Origin of the sequence: Luteimonas campi (genome assembly GCF_051162505.1) — a bacterium.
Taxonomy (GTDB): domain Bacteria; phylum Pseudomonadota; class Gammaproteobacteria; order Xanthomonadales; family Xanthomonadaceae; genus Luteimonas.
Genome location: NZ_JBNWEM010000004.1, coordinates 1 through 17751 on the forward strand (window position 1 = coordinate 1; position 17751 = coordinate 17751).

Annotated in this window: 14 protein-coding genes; 13 read left to right on the forward strand and 1 reads right to left on the reverse strand. The window is 70.2% G+C overall.

Features of this window, described 5'->3' with window-relative positions:
• Positions 1 to 67 precede the first annotated feature (67 nt).
• The 3 genes from trmD (at position 68) to ACQYVW_RS12625 (ending at position 1950) form a co-directional block, all read left to right on the forward strand.
• Positions 68 to 802: a tRNA (guanosine(37)-N1)-methyltransferase TrmD gene (gene trmD, locus ACQYVW_RS12615; RefSeq protein WP_434947225.1), complete on the forward strand. Its 735-nt coding sequence runs from the start codon at positions 68 to 70 to the stop codon at positions 800 to 802.
• Between the two features lie 134 nt (positions 803 to 936).
• Positions 937 to 1347 (forward strand): 50S ribosomal protein L19, encoded by a 411-nt coding sequence (rplS, locus tag ACQYVW_RS12620; RefSeq protein ID WP_434932376.1) that lies wholly within the window; start codon positions 937 to 939, stop codon positions 1345 to 1347.
• Positions 1348 to 1542: 195 nt separating this feature from the next.
• Positions 1543 to 1950: an RNA-binding S4 domain-containing protein gene (locus tag ACQYVW_RS12625; protein WP_434947226.1), complete on the forward strand. Its 408-nt coding sequence runs from the start codon at positions 1543 to 1545 to the stop codon at positions 1948 to 1950.
• A gap of 144 nt (positions 1951 to 2094) precedes the next feature.
• Here the strand turns inward: ACQYVW_RS12625 and ACQYVW_RS12630 are convergent, their stop codons facing one another.
• Positions 2095 to 4707, reverse strand: coding sequence for a TonB-dependent receptor (locus ACQYVW_RS12630; RefSeq protein WP_434947228.1), 2613 nt, complete (start codon positions 4705 to 4707; stop codon positions 2095 to 2097).
• A gap of 711 nt (positions 4708 to 5418) precedes the next feature.
• On the opposite strand from ACQYVW_RS12630, the gene mutS reads away from it, so the two are divergent.
• The 10 genes from mutS to recX all read left to right on the forward strand — a co-directional run bounded on the left by mutS (position 5419) and on the right by recX (position 17744).
• The gene (mutS, locus tag ACQYVW_RS12635; protein ID WP_434947229.1) at positions 5419 to 8025 is read left to right on the forward strand and encodes a DNA mismatch repair protein MutS; all 2607 of its coding nucleotides are present in this window, start codon (positions 5419 to 5421) and stop codon (positions 8023 to 8025) included.
• Between the two features lie 37 nt (positions 8026 to 8062).
• The gene (locus ACQYVW_RS12640; protein WP_434947230.1) at positions 8063 to 8698 is read left to right on the forward strand and encodes a DUF937 domain-containing protein; all 636 of its coding nucleotides are present in this window, start codon (positions 8063 to 8065) and stop codon (positions 8696 to 8698) included.
• 70 nt (positions 8699 to 8768) lie between these two features.
• A complete protein-coding gene (locus ACQYVW_RS12645) occupies positions 8769 to 9965 on the forward strand; it encodes a BaiN/RdsA family NAD(P)/FAD-dependent oxidoreductase (protein ID WP_434947231.1) in 1197 nt (398 codons plus the stop codon).
• A 140-nt stretch (positions 9966 to 10105) separates the two neighbouring features.
• Positions 10106 to 12358, forward strand: a complete 2253-nt coding sequence (gene katG, locus ACQYVW_RS12650; RefSeq protein ID WP_434947232.1) for a catalase/peroxidase HPI — start codon at positions 10106 to 10108, stop codon at positions 12356 to 12358.
• Between the two features lie 273 nt (positions 12359 to 12631).
• Complete coding sequence (locus tag ACQYVW_RS12655) at positions 12632 to 13135, forward strand: CinA family protein (RefSeq protein WP_434947233.1); 504 nt, start codon at positions 12632 to 12634, stop codon at positions 13133 to 13135.
• Between the two features lie 31 nt (positions 13136 to 13166).
• Positions 13167 to 14846 carry an ABC1 kinase family protein gene (locus ACQYVW_RS12660; RefSeq protein WP_434947234.1) on the forward strand — a complete coding sequence of 560 codons (1680 nt, stop codon included), beginning with the start codon at positions 13167 to 13169 and terminating at the stop codon, positions 14844 to 14846.
• A gap of 47 nt (positions 14847 to 14893) precedes the next feature.
• A complete protein-coding gene (gene lexA / locus ACQYVW_RS12665; RefSeq protein WP_434932384.1) occupies positions 14894 to 15529 on the forward strand; it encodes a transcriptional repressor LexA in 636 nt (211 codons plus the stop codon).
• Positions 15530 to 15690: 161 nt separating this feature from the next.
• A complete protein-coding gene (recA, locus tag ACQYVW_RS12670) occupies positions 15691 to 16725 on the forward strand; it encodes a recombinase RecA (protein ID WP_434932399.1) in 1035 nt (344 codons plus the stop codon).
• 228 nt (positions 16726 to 16953) lie between these two features.
• Complete coding sequence (locus ACQYVW_RS12675; RefSeq protein ID WP_434932386.1) at positions 16954 to 17256, forward strand: putative quinol monooxygenase; 303 nt, start codon at positions 16954 to 16956, stop codon at positions 17254 to 17256.
• Positions 17253 to 17744 (forward strand): recombination regulator RecX, encoded by a 492-nt coding sequence (recX, locus tag ACQYVW_RS12680; RefSeq protein ID WP_434932387.1) that lies wholly within the window; start codon positions 17253 to 17255, stop codon positions 17742 to 17744. Before ACQYVW_RS12675 ends, recX begins: the two co-directional genes overlap by 4 nt.
• The last annotated feature ends 7 nt before the right edge of the window (positions 17745 to 17751 follow it).

Sequence of the window (17751 nt, forward strand, 5' to 3'; positions counted from 1 at the left end):
TCCCGAATCCCGAATCCCGAATCCCGAATCCCGAATCCCGAATCCCGAATCCCGAATCCCGGCCCCTATGCGCATCGACCTGATCAGCCTGTTCCCCGAATTCGTCGCGCAATGCGCGGGGTTCGGTGTGGTCGGCCGGGCGCAGGAGCGAGGCCTGGTGTCGATCCACGGCTGGAATCCGCGCGGCTATGCCGAGGGCAACTACCGCCGGGTCGATGACCGCCCCTTCGGCGGCGGGCCGGGCATGGTGATGCTGATCGATCCGCTGCGCGCCGCGATCCGCGCCGCGCGCGCGGCCGATCCGGCGCCGGCGCGGCTGATCTACCTCAGCCCGCAGGGCCGCCAGCTGACCCAGGCGCTGGTGCGCGAGCTGGCCGGCCGCGAGCGCCTGATGCTGCTGTGCGGGCGCTACGAGGGCGTGGACGAGCGGCTGGTGGCGGCGGAGGTCGACGAGGAACTGTCGATCGGCGACTACGTCCTGTCCGGCGGCGAACTGGCCGCGGCCGTGGTCATCGACGCGGTGGCCCGGCTGCAGGACGGCGCGCTGAACGACGCCGGATCCGCCGCCCAGGACAGTTTCGAGGCCGACGGGTTGCTGGACTGTCCGCACTACACCCGTCCGGTCGAGCACGCGCTGGGCACCGTGCCGGAGGTGCTGCTGTCGGGCAACCATGCCGAAATCGCGCGCTGGCGCCGGCGCCAATCGCTGCTGCGCACCCGCGCCCGCCGCCCGGACCTGCTGGAGGCCGCCGGGCTGGATGCCGCCGAACGCCGCTGGCTGGACAGCCAGCCGCCCGACTGACCGGGTGCTGGCCTGGGCCGGCTGATGCGGCTATAATGCGCGGCTGACCCGCCAGAGCGGGCAGCCAGCCAAGAGCGCGCGTCCACGTGCACCGCGCCTACAACGACTCCAACAGGCTCCACCGAGATCCCGCCATGACCACCAAGCCGTCCCTGAACACCCTGCTGCAGCAGTTCGAAACCGAACAGGTGCAGCGCCAGCTGCCCGACTTCGGCCCCGGCGACACCGTCGTCGTCAACGTGAAGGTGAAGGAAGGCAACCGCGAGCGCGTCCAGGCCTACGAAGGCGTGGTCATCGGCAAGAAGAACGCCGGCCTCAACTCCTCGTTCACCGTGCGCAAGATCTCGCACGGCTACGGCGTGGAGCGCGTGTTCCAGACCCACAGCGCCACCATCGACTCGGTCGAGGTGAAGCGCCGCGGCAAGGTCCGCGCCGGCAAGCTGTACTACCTGCGTGGCCTGGAAGGCAAGAAGGCGCGCATCAAGGAAGACCTGTCCGCGCACGCCAAGGCCAAGGCTGCGGCCGCGGCTGCCGCTGCCGAGTAAGGCAGGGCCTCCGGGTCACCGCAACGGCCGCCGCAGGGCGGCCGTTCGCGTTTCAGGCCCGTGTTGCGGGCCCCCGGGCGTTGGCCAGCCTTTGCCGGCGGGTGCGCATTGGCGCCAGCCGAAGACCGGAGCCGGCCGCCACGGGGCCCCGATGTCGACGCCACCGGCACGTCCCCGGCCCCAGGATCGATCTCCATGACAGAAGCAGCATCCGCGATGCATGCCGTGCGGCTCGATGTGTGGCTCTGGGCCGCGCGGTTCTACCGCACGCGCGCGCTGGCCAAGCAGGCGGTCGAAACCGGCAAGGTGGAGGTCGGCGGCCAGCGCGCCAAGCCCTCGCGCGCCGTGCGGCCGGGCGATGCGATGCGCATCGAGCGCAGCGGCGAGACCTTCGTGATCGAGGTCCGTCGGCTGTCGGACATGCGCGGGCCGGCGACGCGGGCGCAGGCGCTGTACGCGGAGACGGAAGCGTCGCGGACGGCGCGCGAAGCCGCCCGCGAACTCGCCCGGGCCGAGCGGACCGGCTATCGCGCCCCCGAGACGCGGCCCGACAAGCGGGCGCGCCGCCTGATCCGCGCGCTGGGCGACATCGACGCGAGCTGACAATTCGCGTCCGGCCCGCGCCGGCGCCACCGTCCAGGAGGGGCGCTTCTCCGGTCTGTGGGCAGCCTGATCGAGCTGTCACGAAGGGCCAGAAAAAAAGCCCGCGCATCCTGCGATGCGCGGGCTTTCCGACCGGCGGCCGGCTCAGTAACGAACGCGGAGCGTCACGCCGTACATCCGCGGTGCGGCGGGGAAGGCGTTGAAGGTGTTGAGCGGGTTGCCCGGATCCGGGAACAGCCCCTGCAGCGGCGCATCGAATCCGACCTGCAGATACTCGGTGTCGGTGATGTTGGTGCCCCACAGCTCCACCATCCAGCGGCTGTCTTCGGCACCGATGCCGAACCGGGCGTTGACCACGGTGTAGGACGACTGGTGCTTCTCGACGTCCAGGTCCGAACCAGTGTTGTAGTCGCCCATGTACTTCGCGCCGATGTTGAAGCGGCCGACCATTGCGTTGCTGAAATCCCACTCGTAGGTCACCGCCATCGAACCCGACCACTCGGGTGCGAATGGCATCGTCGCGCCGGGCAGCTTGTACAGCGCGCCCGATGCGCTGAGCGGCGTACGCTGCTGGAAGTCGACGCCCGGGATGTCGTCGCCGAACTCGGTATCGGCGTACATCAGGCCACCCTGCAGCATCAGGCCGGGCACCGCCTGAGGCTGCCACAGCATCTCCGCATCCAGGCCCTTGGAGGTCACCTTCGGGATCGAGCGCACCACGAAGCTGGTGCCCAGGAAGCTGTTGAGCTGGAAGTCCTCGTATTCCTGGTGGAAGACGGTGGCGTTGAGCAGCAGCGAGCCGTCCATCCAGGTGGTCTTGGCGCCCAGTTCGTAGCTGTCGACGAACTCGCCGTCGAAGGAGGTGTCCAGCACCGGCGTGATGCCCGCGCCGCTGGCCGAATCGCCGTCGGCCGACTGCACCCGGTCGAGGTTGAAGCCGCCGCCCTTGTAGCCGCGCGCCGCCGACAGGTAGGTCATGACGCTGTCGTTCCAGCGGTAGGCCGCCTTCAGCGTGCCCGACCACTCCTTCTCCTCGCTTTCCTGGAAGGTGTCGCGGCCGGGCGCGTTGTGCAACGCGTTGGCCCAGGGCAGGCACATGTAGCCGGCGATCTGGGCGCCGACGCCCGGGTTGCCGGGCGTCCCGGCCATGATCGCGTTCTGCACCGCCGTGGGTAGGCCGGCGAATGCGCTGCTGCGCGAGCTGAGCGCCGCGCGCAGCCGGGCATAGCGCGCCGGGTGGAGCGGATTCTGGTCGGTGAGCGCACCGGTACAGGCCAGGCTGCCGTTCGGATTGCTGTAATCGGAGGTCAGCTCCTTGTCCTCACGCGTGTAGCGAAGGCCGAGGGTGATGTCGAGCGCATCGGTGGCGCGCCAGGTGTTGTTGGTGAACAGCGCCAGGCTCTTGGCGTTCTGCTGGTAGCGGTCGAGCGCGCCGAGGCCGGTGAATCCGGTGCCGTAGGGCGTGCCGCCCACCTGCGACAGGAACGCGGCCGGCGGGATGTTCATCGGGTTGTCGAGCGGGATGCCGGCCGCGGCCAGGCCCTGTCCCACCAGCGTGTAGACCAGCGTCGAGACGTAGGGCTCATAGTGCGGGCCGACGCGGTAGCTCTCGTTGCGCGTCAGGTCCTCGTCGGAATAGAACATGCCGACCATCCAGTCCACGCGCTCGGTCGAGCCGGTCAGGCGCAGCTCCTGGCTGAAGGTCTCGAAGCCGGTATACGACTCGTCTTCCGTCGGGTTGCGGTACAGGAGGTCCGCGGTACTGAAGTCGTAATCGAGGCCGTTGATCGCCTCCCACTCGCGCGAAGCGGTGATCGAGGTGAGGGTGGCGCCGCCCAGGCCGCCAATATCCCAGTTGACCTCGGCCGAGACGCCGCTTTCCTTGATGTCCTGGGTGGTGGGGCGGTTGCTGTAGGCGACCCGGTCGAACGGGTCGTCGCCCGGTGCCGCCACGGCCTGGCCGCCGGCCAGCGCGTTGAGGATCGGGGCGGTGCCGCCGACCGTGGTCTGCACGGCGGTGCAGCAGTTCTCCTCGCGGCTGGTGAAGTCGCCCGAGAGCAGGATTTCCAGGTTCTCGGACGGTTCGAACAGCAGCTTGCCGCGTACGGTGTGGAAGTTCTGGTCGTAGTCCTCGTCCTCGACACGCGGGCCGTTGCCACGCTCCACATCCATCCAGCCGTCGCGCTTGCGCTTGGCGGCGTAGATGCTGAAGGCGGCCTGGTCGCTGAAGCTGTCGTTGTAGCTGCCCGCCACGCCCACCGCGCCGTAGTTGCCGGCGGTGATCTCGGCCTCGGCACTCTGCGTGTAGCTGGGTCGGCGGGTGACCACGTTGATCACGCCGGCCGACGTGTTCTTGCCGAACACGGTGCCCTGCGGACCCTTGAGCACCTCGATGCGCTCCAGCTGGCCGAGATCGCCGAAGCCGACGCTGTTGCGCGGCCGGTAGACGCCGTCGATCACCACGCCGACCGAGGACTCCAGGCCGACGTTGTCGCCGACCGTGCCGATGCCGCGGATGCGGGCGGTGGTGATCGCCTCGTTCTGGGTACTGGTGACGGTCAGGCCGGGCACGAGGATCTGCATGTCCTTGATGTCGCGGACGCTGGAGTCCTGCAGCAACTGTTCGTCCAGCGCGGTGACCGAGATCGGCACATCCTGCAGCGCTTCCTCGCGCTTCTGCGCGGTGACGGTGAGGGTCGCCAGGGTCCTGGTCTCCTCCGTCGGCGCAGGTTCCTGGGCGACCGCCGGGGCGGCCATGGAAACGATCGCTGTGAAAAGTGCGATGGCGAGTGTGCTGCGCTGCGGACGGCCTGGTGCCATGAGACTCCCCCAAAGTGATGAATGGCGATGCGGTGACGCGAAGCGGGTGCTGCGACAACGATGCGCGTCCGCCCGTAGCCGCGGGGCGGACCTCGGGCGACCGGCCTGCGTGGGGGACCGGCCGGTGCCCGGAAAAGCCTGGAGCGAACAAAAACCTAACATAACTGGCGAATTTGGGAAGCAGCCCATCCCATTCCGTATGGCGGGCCATCGCAGGGGCCTGTTCCCAGCGGCTCAGGGCCGGTGGAAGCGGCTGTTGGCCGTCTCGGGTTGTGCACTGCCGCAGGCCGGACACCCGCGCACGCGAAAGCGGGCGATGACGAAACCCTTGCGCGCACGCCGAACCGCAATGGGCGGCAGGGGGATGCACGCTGCAGCGCGGCGCACCGGTCGCCACGCGGCCGCCCTAATGGCCGGCCCATTCACCGGTCCACAGGCGCCCAGCTGCGGCGCAGGTTGAAGATGCACGCGAGGCCACATGCGCGCCAGCGACCTGGGGCCTGTGCCCGCACCGCGCAGGCCGGTGGACCCGGGCACGTGCGCTGCGCGGGAACGCCCGCGCCCCGGGCGGTGCCGGGGATGGAGCGCGTCGCCCGGGCGGCTACAATCCCGGGCCGACGCGCCGTCGCGCGTCCCGCCCCGGATCGAATGACGCTGGACAAGTCCCCCGAACACACCCCGCTCATGAAACAGTACTTCGCCGCCAAGGCGGAGCATCCGGACGTGCTGCTGTTCTTCCGGATGGGGGATTTCTACGAACTGTTCCACGACGACGCACGCAAGGCCGCGCGTCTTCTGGACATCACCCTGACCCAGCGCGGCAGCTCGGGCGGGCAGCCGATTCCGATGGCCGGCGTGCCGCATCATTCCGCGGAAGGCTACCTGGCACGGCTGGTGGCGCTGGGCGAATCGGTGGCGATCTGCGAGCAGATCGGCGATCCGGCCGCCAGCAAGGGTCTGGTCGAGCGCAAGGTGGTGCGCATCGTCACCCCGGGCACGGTCACCGACGAGGCTCTGCTCAACGAGCGACGCGACACCCTGCTGCTGGCGCTGGTACGCGGCAAGTCGGGCTACGGGCTGGCCTGGGCGGACCTGTCGGCGGGCCGGTTCCTGGTCAACGAGGTGGCCAACCAGGACCAGCTTGAAGCCGAACTCGCGCGGCTGGATCCGGCCGAACTGCTGTTGCCCGACGAGGACGGCTGGCCGGCCTCGCTGCACGAGCGCAGCGGCCTGCGTCGGCGTCCGCCGTGGCTGTTCGATGCCGAGAGCGGGCGTCGCCAGCTGCTGCGCTTCTTCGGCCTGCACGATCTCACCGGCTTCGGCATCGAGGATCGGCCGCTGGCGATCGCCGCGGCCGGCGCGCTGCTGGGCTACGTGGAGGAGACCCAGAAGCAGCGCCTGCCGCACCTGACCTCGATCGCGGTGGAGAGCGGCGATGGCGCGATCGCGATGAACGCCGCCACGCGCCGCCACCTCGAACTGGACACGCGCGTCGACGGCGACACCCGCCACACCCTGCTCGGCGTGCTCGACAGCACGGTGTCGCCGATGGGCGGTCGCCTGCTGCGGCGCTGGCTGCACCGGCCGTTGCGCGAGCAGGACACCGTGCGCCTGCGCCACGATGCCGTCGCCACCCTCATCCACCATCGCTGCGAGGACGCGCTGCGCGAGCGCTTCCGCGCGCTGGGCGACCTGGAGCGCATCCTGTCGCGGATCGCGCTGCGCTCGGCGCGCCCGCGCGACCTGTCGACGCTGCGCGATGGCCTGGCGATGCTGCCCGCGCTGCGCGAACTGCTGGCGCCGCTGGATGCGCCGCGCCTGCGCGCGCTGTCCGACCAGCTCGGCGAACACGATGCGGAGGCGACGCTGCTGGCGCAGGCACTGGTCGAACAGCCGCCGGTGCTGGCGCGCGATGGCGGCGTGTTCGCCGAAGGGTACGACGCCGAGCTCGACGAGCTGCGCCGGCTCAGTACCCACGCCGACCAGTTCCTGGTCGACCTCGAGGCGCGCGAGAAGGACGCCACCGGGATCGCCACGCTCAAGGTGGGCTACAACCGCGTGCACGGCTATTACATCGAGGTCAGCAAGGCGCAGGCGGGCAGGGCGCCGGGGCACTACACCCGCCGGCAGACGCTGACTAACGCCGAGCGCTACATCACCGAGGAACTGAAGGCGTTCGAGGACAAGGTGCTGTCGGCGCGGGAACGCGCGCTGGCGCGCGAGCGCCTGCTGTACGAACAACTGCTCGACGCGCTGGGCGCGCGGCTCGAGCCGCTGCGCCAGTGCGCGGCCGCGCTCAGCGAGCTCGACGTGCTGGCCGCCTTCGCCGAACGCGCGCAGGCGCTGGACTGGTCGCGGCCGCTGCTGCGATCGGAGCCGGGCCTGTGCATCGAGCGCGGTCGCCATCCGGTGGTGGAAGCGGTACGCGACGCGCCCTTCGAGCCCAACGACCTCATGCTCGAGTGCGATCCGGACGGGAACGGCCGCCGCATGCTGGTGATCACCGGCCCGAACATGGGCGGCAAGAGCACCTACATGCGGCAGAACGCGCTGATCGTGCTGCTGGCGCACATCGGCAGCTTCGTGCCCGCCTCGCGCGCGGAGATCGGCCCGATCGACCGCATCCTCACCCGCATCGGCGCAGGCGACGACCTGGCCAAGGGCCAGTCGACCTTCATGGTCGAGATGGCCGAGACCAGCTACATCCTGCACCACGCCACCGCGCAGTCGCTGGTGCTGATGGACGAGATCGGCCGCGGCACCTCCACCTACGACGGTCTGGCCCTGGCCGAGGCCTGCGCGCGCCACCTGGCCGCGATCAACCGCAGCTACACGTTGTTCGCCACGCATTATTTCGAGCTGACCGCGCTGGCCACGCCGGGCAGCGGGATCGCCAACGTGCACCTGGACGCGGTGGAACACCACGACGGCCGCGGCAACGAGACCCTGGTGTTCATGCATGCGGTCAAGGACGGCCCGGCCAACCGCAGCTTCGGCCTGCAGGTGGCCGCGCTGGCCGGCCTGCCGAAGGGCGTGATCCGCGATGCCCGTGCGCGCCTGGCCGAACTCGAGCAGCGTGGACACGACGCGGGCGCGGCGGCGCCGATGTCGGCGGCGCGCATCGACCAGCCGCAGCAGTTCGGGCTGTTCTCGCCATCTTCCGCGGCGCTCGAGGCGCTGGCCTCGATCGACCCGGACGAGCTGACCCCGAAGCAGGCGCTGGAAGCGCTGTATCGGCTCAAGGCGCTACAGTAACCATCCGCGCGTCGTGCGCGATCGCAGGAGGCCTGCCGTGTCCAGTTCCTTGACCGACCAGTTGTTCCAGCAACTCCAGGGCGCGCCGCTGCAGCAGATCGCGCAGCAGCTGGGGGTGGGGCAGGCGCAGACCGCCGGCGCGGTCAGCGCCGCGCTGCCGCTGCTGCTTGGCGCCCTGGGACGCAACGCCAGCCAGCCGCAGGGCGCCGACGCCCTGTTCGGCGCGCTGCAGAAGGACTTTTCCGGCGCTGGCGACCTGGGCGGGCTGCTGGGCGCGGTGCTCGGTGGCGCGCAGTCGCGCCAGACCAACGGGTCCGGCATCCTCGGCCACGTGCTCGGCGGCCAGCTTCCGCGTGCGGAAGCGGGCCTGGGACAGGCAACCGGTCTGGGCAACGACAAGGCCGGCCAGCTGATGAAGATGCTGGCGCCCATCGTACTCGCGTTCCTGGCGCGACAGCTGTTCCAGAACAGGGGAGAGGGTGCGCTGGCGCAGGGCGATGCGAGTGCGCAGTTGCTCGGCTCGATCCTCGGCCAGGAGCAGCAGCAGGTGCGCCAGCAGGGAGGCCTGGGCGGCGGTCTGCTCGGCGCGGTGCTCGACCAGGACGGCGACGGCCAGCTCGGCCTGGGCGACCTGCTGAAGATCGGCGGCGGCCTGCTGGGCGGCAAGCGCTGATTGCTGGCGTGGTGGCGTCGCGCCGGGCCGCAGCGGCCTGCAACCGGTGTCACGTCCGGCGCCTGATGGCGTGAGCGCATCGCTGCCCGCCGATGCCGATGTGGTGGTGATCGGCGCCGGCGCCGCCGGCCTGATGTGCGCGATCGCCGCCGGCGCGCGCGGTCGCCGCGTGCTGGTGCTCGACCACGCCAACAAGGTCGGCAAGAAGATCCTGATGTCCGGCGGCGGCCGCTGCAACTTCACCAACACCGGCACCACGCCGCAGAACTATCTCTCGGCCAATCCGCATTTCTGCAAGTCCGCGCTGGCGCGCTACACGCCGGCCGAATTCATCGCCATGGTCGATGCCCACGGCATCGCCTGGCACGAGAAGGAACTCGGGCAGCTGTTCTGCGACGAGTCCTCGAAACTGATCGTGCGCATGCTGCTCGACGAGGCCGCCGCCGTCGACGCACAGGTGCGGACGCATTGCGCCGTCGAACGCATCGAACGCGCCGGCGAGCGCCACTTCCGTCTGCGCACCGTACTCGGGACGGTGGAGTGCGAGTCGCTGGTCGTGGCGACCGGGGGGCTGTCGATCCCGAGCATGGGCGCGAGCGGCTTCGGCTACCAGGTCGCGCGACAGTTCGGCCACGAGGTCCTCGCCACCCGCGCCGGGCTGGTGCCGCTGACGCTCAGCGGCAAGCCGCTGGAGCGGCTGCAGGATCTGTCGGGCCTGTCGTTCGAGGTCGAGGCCCACTGCGGGGGCGCGGCTTTCCGCAACCAGATGCTGATCACCCACCGCGGGCTCAGCGGACCGGCCATCCTGCAGATCTCGTCCTACTGGCAGCCGGGGGAGGCGCTCAGCCTCGACCTGCTGCCCGGTCGCGATGCGGCCGCCTGGCTGGCGCAGCAGCAGCGCGAACGCGGCGCCGCCGAACTGCGGACCGTGCTGGGCGAGGTGCTGCCGCGGCGGTTCGCGCAGCGCCTGTGCGAGCACTGGCTGCCGAGCCGGCCGATGAAGCAGTACACCGCCCGGGAGCTGCAGCAGGTGGCCGCCGCGCTGGCCGACTGGCGGATCGCCGCCAGCGGCACCGAGGGCTATCGTACGGCGGAGGTGACGCTGGGCGGCGTCGCGACCGATGGCCTCTCTTCGGCCACCATGATGTCGCGCCACGTGCCGGGCCTGTTCTTCATCGGCGAGGTGGTGGACGTGACCGGCTGGCTGGGCGGGTACAACTTCCAGTGGGCCTGGGCGTCGGGCCAGGCGGCCGGCGGCGCGTGCTGAGCCACGATTGACGCGATGCATCAGAAGGCATGGCGATAGGTTCTGACTATCGCCTCCTTCACATCATTCGATTTCCTCAAGTGTCAGCGGCCCACTATCTTGACCGCTCACCGCCACACCAGCCCGGGGAGACGCCCAGCATGTCCGAGTCCAAGTGTCCGTTCCATTCCGCCGCGACCGGCGGCACCGGCAATCGCGACTGGTGGCCCCAGCAGCTGCGCCTGGACCTGCTCAACCAGCACTCCGAGCGCTCCAACCCGCTGGCCCCGGCGTTCGATTACGCCACCGAGTTCGGCAAGCTCGATTTCCACGCCCTCAAGGCCGACCTGCGCAAGCTGATGACCGACTCGCAGGACTGGTGGCCGGCCGACTTCGGCCACTACGGCGGCCTGTTCATCCGCATGGCCTGGCATAGCGCCGGCACCTATCGCGTCCAGGACGGCCGCGGCGGCGGCGGGCGCGGGCAGCAGCGCTTCGCGCCGCTCAACAGCTGGCCGGACAACGTCAACCTGGACAAGGCGCGGCGCCTGCTGTGGCCGATCAAGCAGAAGTACGGCCAGAAGATCTCCTGGGCCGACCTGATGATCCTCACCGGCAACGTCGCGCTGGAGACGATGGGCTTCCGTACCTTCGGCTTCGGCGCGGGCCGCGAGGACACCTGGGAACCCGACCAGGACGTGTACTGGGGCCGCGAGACCACGTGGCTGGGCGGCGACGAGCGCTATGCACGCGGGTCGGAAGGCGTCGAGAAGCCGGCCGACGAAGGCGTGCTGGTGTCCGACGACGATGCCGACGGCAAGGTGCACACGCGCCGGCTGGAGAACCCGCTGGCCGCGGTGCAGATGGGCCTGATCTACGTGAACCCGGAAGGCCCGGACGGCAACCCCGATCCGCTGCTGGCCGCGCTCGACATCCGCGACACCTTCGCGCGCATGGCGATGGACGACGAGGAGACCGTGGCGCTGATCGCCGGCGGCCACACCTTCGGCAAGACCCACGGCGCCGGCCCGGCCGACAATGTCGGTCCCGAGCCCGAGGCGACCGACCTGGACGCGCACGGGCTGGGCTGGCACAACCGTTACGGCACCGGCAAGGCGGGCGACACCATCACCTCCGGCCTGGAGGTCACCTGGACCCAGACGCCGGCGCAGTGGAGCAACCATTTCTTCGAGAACCTGTTCGGCTTCGAATGGGAACTCGAGAAGTCGCCGGCGGGCGCCCACCAGTGGGTGGCCAAGGATGCGGGCGAGGTGATCCCCGACGCGCACGACCCCTCGAAGAAGCATCGCCCGCGCATGCTCACCACCGACCTGGCGCTGCGCTTCGACCCGATCTACGGCCCGATTTCGAAGCGTTTCCTCGAAAATCCGCAGGCCTTCGCCGAAGCGTTCGCCCGCGCCTGGTTCAAGCTCACCCACCGCGACATGGGACCGCGCTCGCGCTACCTCGGTCCGGAAGTGCCGAAGGAGGAGCTGGTGTGGCAGGACCCGGTGCCCGCGGTCGACCATCCCCTGGTCGAGGCGGCCGACATCGCGACGCTGCAGCAGAAGATCGCCGCGACCGGACTGTCGGTGGCCGAACTCGTCTCCACCGCCTGGGCCTCGGCCTCGACCTTCCGTGGCGGCGACAAGCGTGGCGGCGCCAACGGTGCGCGCATCCGCTTCGCGCCGCAGAAGGACTGGGCGGTCAACCAGCCCGAGCAGCTGGACAAGGTGCTCAAGGCGCTGCAGCGCGTGCAGATGGAGTTCAATCTCGACGCCGCGGGTGGCAAGCAGGTGTCGTTGGCCGATCTGATCGTGCTGGCCGGCGGGGTGGGCATCGAGCAGGCCGCGAAGGCGGCGGGCATCGAACTCAGCGTGCCGTTCTCGCCGGGCCGCACCGATGCGCGCCAGGACCAGACGGATGTCGAGTCGTTCTCGGTGATGGAACCTTTCGCCGATGGCTTCCGCAACTACGTCAAGGGCGCCTCGTCGGTACCGGCCGAACACCTGCTGATCGACAAGGCGCAGCAGCTCACCCTGACCGCACCGGAGATGACCGCGCTGGTGGGTGGCCTGCGTGTGCTGGGCGCCAACCATGGCGGCAGCGCGCATGGCGTCCTCACCGACCGCCCCGGCGTGCTCGGCAACGACTTCTTCCGCAACCTGCTGGACATGCGCAACGAGTGGAAGGCGACCTCGAAGGCCGCCGACCTGTTTGAAGCGCGCGACCGCGCCAGCGGCGAGAAGACCTGGACCGGTACCCGCATCGACCTCGTGTTCGGCTCCCATTCGGTGCTGCGCGCGCTGGCCGAGGTCTATGCCAGCGAGGACGGCCAGGAGAAGTTCGTCAATGACTTCGTCGCGGCCTGGCACAAGGTGATGGAACTCGACCGGTTCGATCTCGGGCGCTGATGTCTGCACAATGAGGCGAGCAAAGCCCCGCGCATGCGGGGCTTTGATTTTGGGGCAGGCTGGCGCGTGCGCGGGCCCCGCGATCATGTGGATCGCAAATTTGGCAGGTGGCGTGCATAGAAGGGCGCGCCCGGCCTGGGGGGACAGCTGCGGCCGGCAGCCGCGTTCGCGGCTCGCGGCGCGCGGTCGGCTGCGATCCACAGCAGGCGCATGCCGCCTGCGGTCGCGCGCGGATTGGAGTAAAAAGGCAGCCCGATCCTGCAGTCTGTGCCGATGTCCGACCAAGCCTGTTCCGACGACGACCTGCGCCAGCTCGCCACCGGCGTCGGCGAACGCCTGCGCGACGCCCACCACATGCTGGTGACCGCGGAGAGCTGCACCGGCGGCTGGATCGCCAAGGTGGTGACCGACATCGCCGGCTCCTCGGACTGGTTCGATTGCGGCATGGCCGCCTACAGCTACGAGGCCAAGCAGGCGCTGCTGGGCGTGTCGCCGCAGACGCTGGAAGTGCATGGTGCGGTCAGCCGCGAGACTGCGATCGAGATGGTGTCCGGCGCGCTGGTGCATTCGGGGGCGTCGGTCGCGGTGGCGGTGACCGGCATCGCGGGCCCCGGCGGCGGCAGTGCCGACAAGCCCGTGGGCACGGTCTGGATCGCATGGAAGCGGCGCGGCGGCTATGCGCGCGCGCTGCTGTTCCAGTTCGACGGCGACCGCGAGTCGGTACGCAGGCAGACGGTCGCCGCCGCGCTCCGCGGCATCGAGGGCGTGCTGGCGTGATGTGCCGGTCACGCGAGGGAAGGGCGCGGTGATGTGGGAGGCGCTGGGCACGGTCCGCGACCTCGGTCGCCTGCAGGAAATCGCCCGGGTCCTGGTGCGCTACGGCTTCGGCGACATGGTGCGGCGCGTCGGCCTGGCGGGGGCGCTCGAGCGGGCAGGGCGCCTGGTGCACTGGCAGGCGGCGGAGGAAGGCCTGCTGCAGCTGGAGGCGCCGGCCCGTGTGCGCGCCGCGCTGCAGGAACTGGGGCCCACCTTCGTCAAGTTGGGCCAGGTGCTGGCCACGCGCGTGGACCTGCTGCCGCCGCGCTGGATCGAAGAACTGGCGGAGCTGCAGAACGCGGTGCCGCCGGTGGATTTCGAACGCGTGCGCCCGCAGCTCACCGAGGATCTCGGTGCCGATCCCGATGCGGTGTTCGCCAGCCTCGAGCACACGCCGATGGCGGCGGCTTCGCTGGCGCAGGCGCATCGCGCCACCCTGGCCGACGGCACGCCGGTGATCCTCAAGGTGCGCCGGCCGGGAATCCGCGATGTGGTCGAGGCCGACCTGCGCCTGCTCGCGCACCTGGCCGCGATCGTCGAGAAGCAGATGCCGGAACTGCGCCGCTTCCATCCGGCCGATACGTTGCGCCAGTTCGCGGCCTCGCTGCGCAACGAGCTGGACTTCGCCGCCGAGTGCCGCAACGCCGAGCGCATCGCGCGCAATTTCGAGGGTCACGCGGGGATCGTGGTCCCGACGGTGTACTGGCAATGGACCTGCGAGCGGCTCAACGTGCAGCAGCGTCTGGAGGGCATCCCCGGCAGGAACCTGGCCGCGGTCGATGCGGCCGGACTCGATCGGCGCGCGCTGGCGCGCAACGGCGCCGCGCTGGTGCTCAAGATGGTGCTGGAAGACGGCTTTTTCCACGCCGATCCGCATCCGGGCAACATCTTCTACCTGCCGGGCGGGGCGATCGGGGTGATCGACTTCGGCATGGTCGGGCACGTGTCCGAGCAGCGGCGCTTCGAGATCGTGCGCCTGTTGCACGGCCTGGTCGGGCAGGATGCGGCCGCGGTGTCGGAAGTGCTGGTGGACTGGACCGGCGACAACCCCGACATCGACGAGAGCCGGCTGCAGGCATCGGTGGAGCGCTTCGTCGACCAGTACCGGGGCGTCCCGCTCAAGGACCTGCGCATGGGGCGGATGCTGGGCGACGTGGCCGCGATCCTGCGCGGGCATGGCCTGACGCTGCCGCCGGACCTGGCGCTGATGATCAAGACCTTCCTGACCCTGGAGGGCATGGGGCGCCAGCTCGACCCGGACTTCGACATGGCCAGCGCCGCGCAGCCGTTCCTGGAACGCGCGATGCTGCGGCGCTACGCGCCCGCAGTGCTGGCCCGGCGTGGACGCCGCGCGCTGGCCGGGCTGTTCGACCTGCTGCGCGACATGCCCCAGGACGTGCACCGGCTGCTGCGCGCGGCACGGCGCGGCAAGCTGCGCGTGCACGTCGACGTCGACTCGCTCAAGGGCTTCGGCGACCAGGTCGACCGCGCGGTGAGCCGCCTGACCCTGGGCGTGATCACCGCCGCGCTGATCGTCGGCTCGTCGATCGTGCTCAACAGCGCCGGCGGCGTGTCGAGCGCCGGCCTGCGGGTGCTGGGCACGGTCGGCTTCGTCGGGGCCGCGCTGGGCGGCGTGTACATCGTGTTCTCGATCTGGCGCGGGGGGCGCTAGCCGGGAGGAGTTGCCGGCGCCGGGGTTTAGTAGTATTACTACTAACCATGAAGCTCACCGACACCCAGCAGGGCATCCTCGCGCTGATCGCCGAGCGGATCGAGGCCGAGGGCGTTCCGCCCTCGCAGACCGAGATCGCCCGCGCCTTCGGCTTCAGCAGTGTGCGCGCGGCGCAGTACCACCTCGAGGCACTGGAGGCGGCCGGCGCCATCGGTCGCGTGCCGGGCCGCGCGCGCGGCATCCGCGTGCTAGTGCCGGTCGGTGAGCCGGCGCCCGTTCCGCCGGCGGCCGGCGACGACGCGCTGCATCTGCCCGTGCTCGGCCAGGTGGCCGCAGGCCTGCCGATCGGGTCCGACATCGGCAGCGAGCAGATGGTGCTGATGGACCGCGCGCTGTTCTCGCCCGCCCCGGACTACCTGCTCAAGGTCAAGGGCGACTCGATGATCGACGAGGGCATCTTCGAAGGCGACCTGATCGGCGTGCACCGCACTTCCGACGCGCGCAGCGGGCAGATCGTGGTGGCGCGGGTGGACGACGCGATCACCGTGAAGCTGCTCAAGATCGGCCGCGACCGCATCCGCCTGCTGCCGCGCAACCCCGACTACGCCCCGATCGAGGTGCAGCCCGACCAGGACTTCGCCATCGAGGGCCTGTACTGCGGCCTGGTCAGGCCGAACCGCTGATGCCGGGCGCGGAGTTTTCCCACCGCCGCCAGGGGCGCGGCCCGGCATCCGGGGCTGGATCGGGCGGCTAGTGTCGATCCCGGTGCCGTCGTCGCAGCTTCTGCGATGGGCACCTGCAAGGATGCCCTCAACAAGAATTCAACATGACAAGGACCACCACGATGGACGAGAACAAGAAGCGCGCCCTTTCCGCCGCCCTGAGCCAGATCGAGAAGCAGTTCGGCAAGGGCTCGGTGATGCGCATGGGCGACGGCAGCGTCGAGCCGGCGGAGGTGGTCGGCACCGGCTCGCTGATGCTGGATATGGCGCTGGGGATCGGCGGCCTGCCGAAGGGGCGCGTGGTCGAGATCTACGGCCCGGAATCCTCGGGCAAGACCACGCTCACCCTGCAGACGATCGCCGAATGCCAGAAGGCCGGCGGCACCGCCGCGTTCATCGATGCCGAGCACGCGCTCGACCCGACCTATGCGCAGAAGCTGGGCGTCAACATCGACGACCTGCTGGTCTCGCAGCCCGACACGGGCGAGCAGGCACTCGAGATCGCCGACATGCTGGTGCGTTCCAACGCGGTCGACGTGGTGGTGGTCGACTCGGTGGCCGCGCTCACGCCGCGCGCCGAGATCGAGGGCGAGATGGGCGACCAGCTCCCCGGCCTGCAGGCGCGCCTGATGAGCCAGGCGCTGCGCAAGCTCACCGGCAACATCAAGCGCAGCAACTGCATGGTGATCTTCATCAACCAGCTGCGCATGAAGATCGGCGTGATGATGCCGGGCCAGAGCCCGGAAACCACCACCGGCGGCAACGCGCTCAAGTTCTATGCCTCGGTGCGCCTGGACATCCGCCGCATCGGCGCGATCAAGAAGGGCGACGAGATCATCGGCAACCAGACCCGCATCAAGGTGGTCAAGAACAAGATGGCGCCCCCGTTCAAGCAGGTCATCACCGAGATCCTGTACGGCGAGGGCATCAGCCGCGAGGGCGAGCTGATCGACATGGGCGTGGACGCCAAGCTCGTGGACAAGGCCGGTGCCTGGTACAGCTACGGCAGCGAGCGCATCGGCCAGGGCAAGGAGAACGCGCGCAACTACCTCAAGGAGAACCCCGAGGTGGCGAAGCGGCTGGAAGCCGAACTGCGCGAGAAGTTCCAGCCCGCGGACGCCAAGCGCGACGAGGACGATGCGGGTGCCGATGCCTGAGCGGATGATCTTCGCGGCCAGGGACGGCCATTTCTTGTGGCCCGCCCCCCGACGGGGGCGGGTTTCCGGCGTGGCCGGCGGCGGAGCCGGCGCCATGATCCGGGCGGGGCTCGTGCGATGCTGACCCGGCGTGGCGTACTGGCTTCGTCCGCCACCCTGCTGGCGGCTGCTGCCTGTCCGGGACTGGTGAGCCGGGATGCCAGGGCCGGGATGGCCCATGGAGGCGGAATGTACGGTCTGATCGGGAATGTCAGGGCGCAATCGGGCCAGCGCGACGCGCTGCTGGCGATCCTGCTGGAGGGCGTGGACGCACTGCCCGGATGCCGCAGCTACGTGGTCGCCGAGGACCCTGCCGACCCAGACGGCATCTGGATCACCGAGGTCTGGGACAGCGCCGACAGCCACCGCGCGTCGCTGGCGCTGCCCGCCGTCCAGGACGCCATCGCGCGCGCCAGGCCGTTGCTGGCCGGCTTCGGCCAACGCACCGAAACCAGGCCGCTCGGCGGGCATGGGCTTGCCCACGCGACATGAGCGACCACGCACCCAGGCCCCGCAGGCCGCGACAGCCGCCAACGCCCGTGCAGCGGGCGCTGGGGCTGCTGACCCGGCGTGAGCATTCGCGCAAGGAACTGGCCCGCAAGCTCGCCGCCCGCGGCGTGGAGCGGGACGAGGCACAGGCCGCGATCGTCAAGCTGGCCGACGCCGGCTGGCAGGACGATGCGCGTTTCGGCGCGTCGCTGGTGCGCAGCCGTGCCGGGAGCGGCTACGGGCCGTTGCACATCCGCGCCGAGCTGGGCCTGCACGGGCTCGACCGCGAGGCGGTCGACGTGGCCATGGCCAGTTTCGAGGGCGACTGGGACGAGGTGGCCCGCGACCTGGTGCGGCGGCGCTTCGGCGAGGCCGGTCCGCAGGACCCCGCGCAGCGGCGCAAGGCTGCTGAACTTCTGATGCGGCGCGGCTTCGACAGCGGCCGCATCCGGACGGCCACCCGGTTCGATCCCGACGATCCGGACCAGTAGCGGTCCG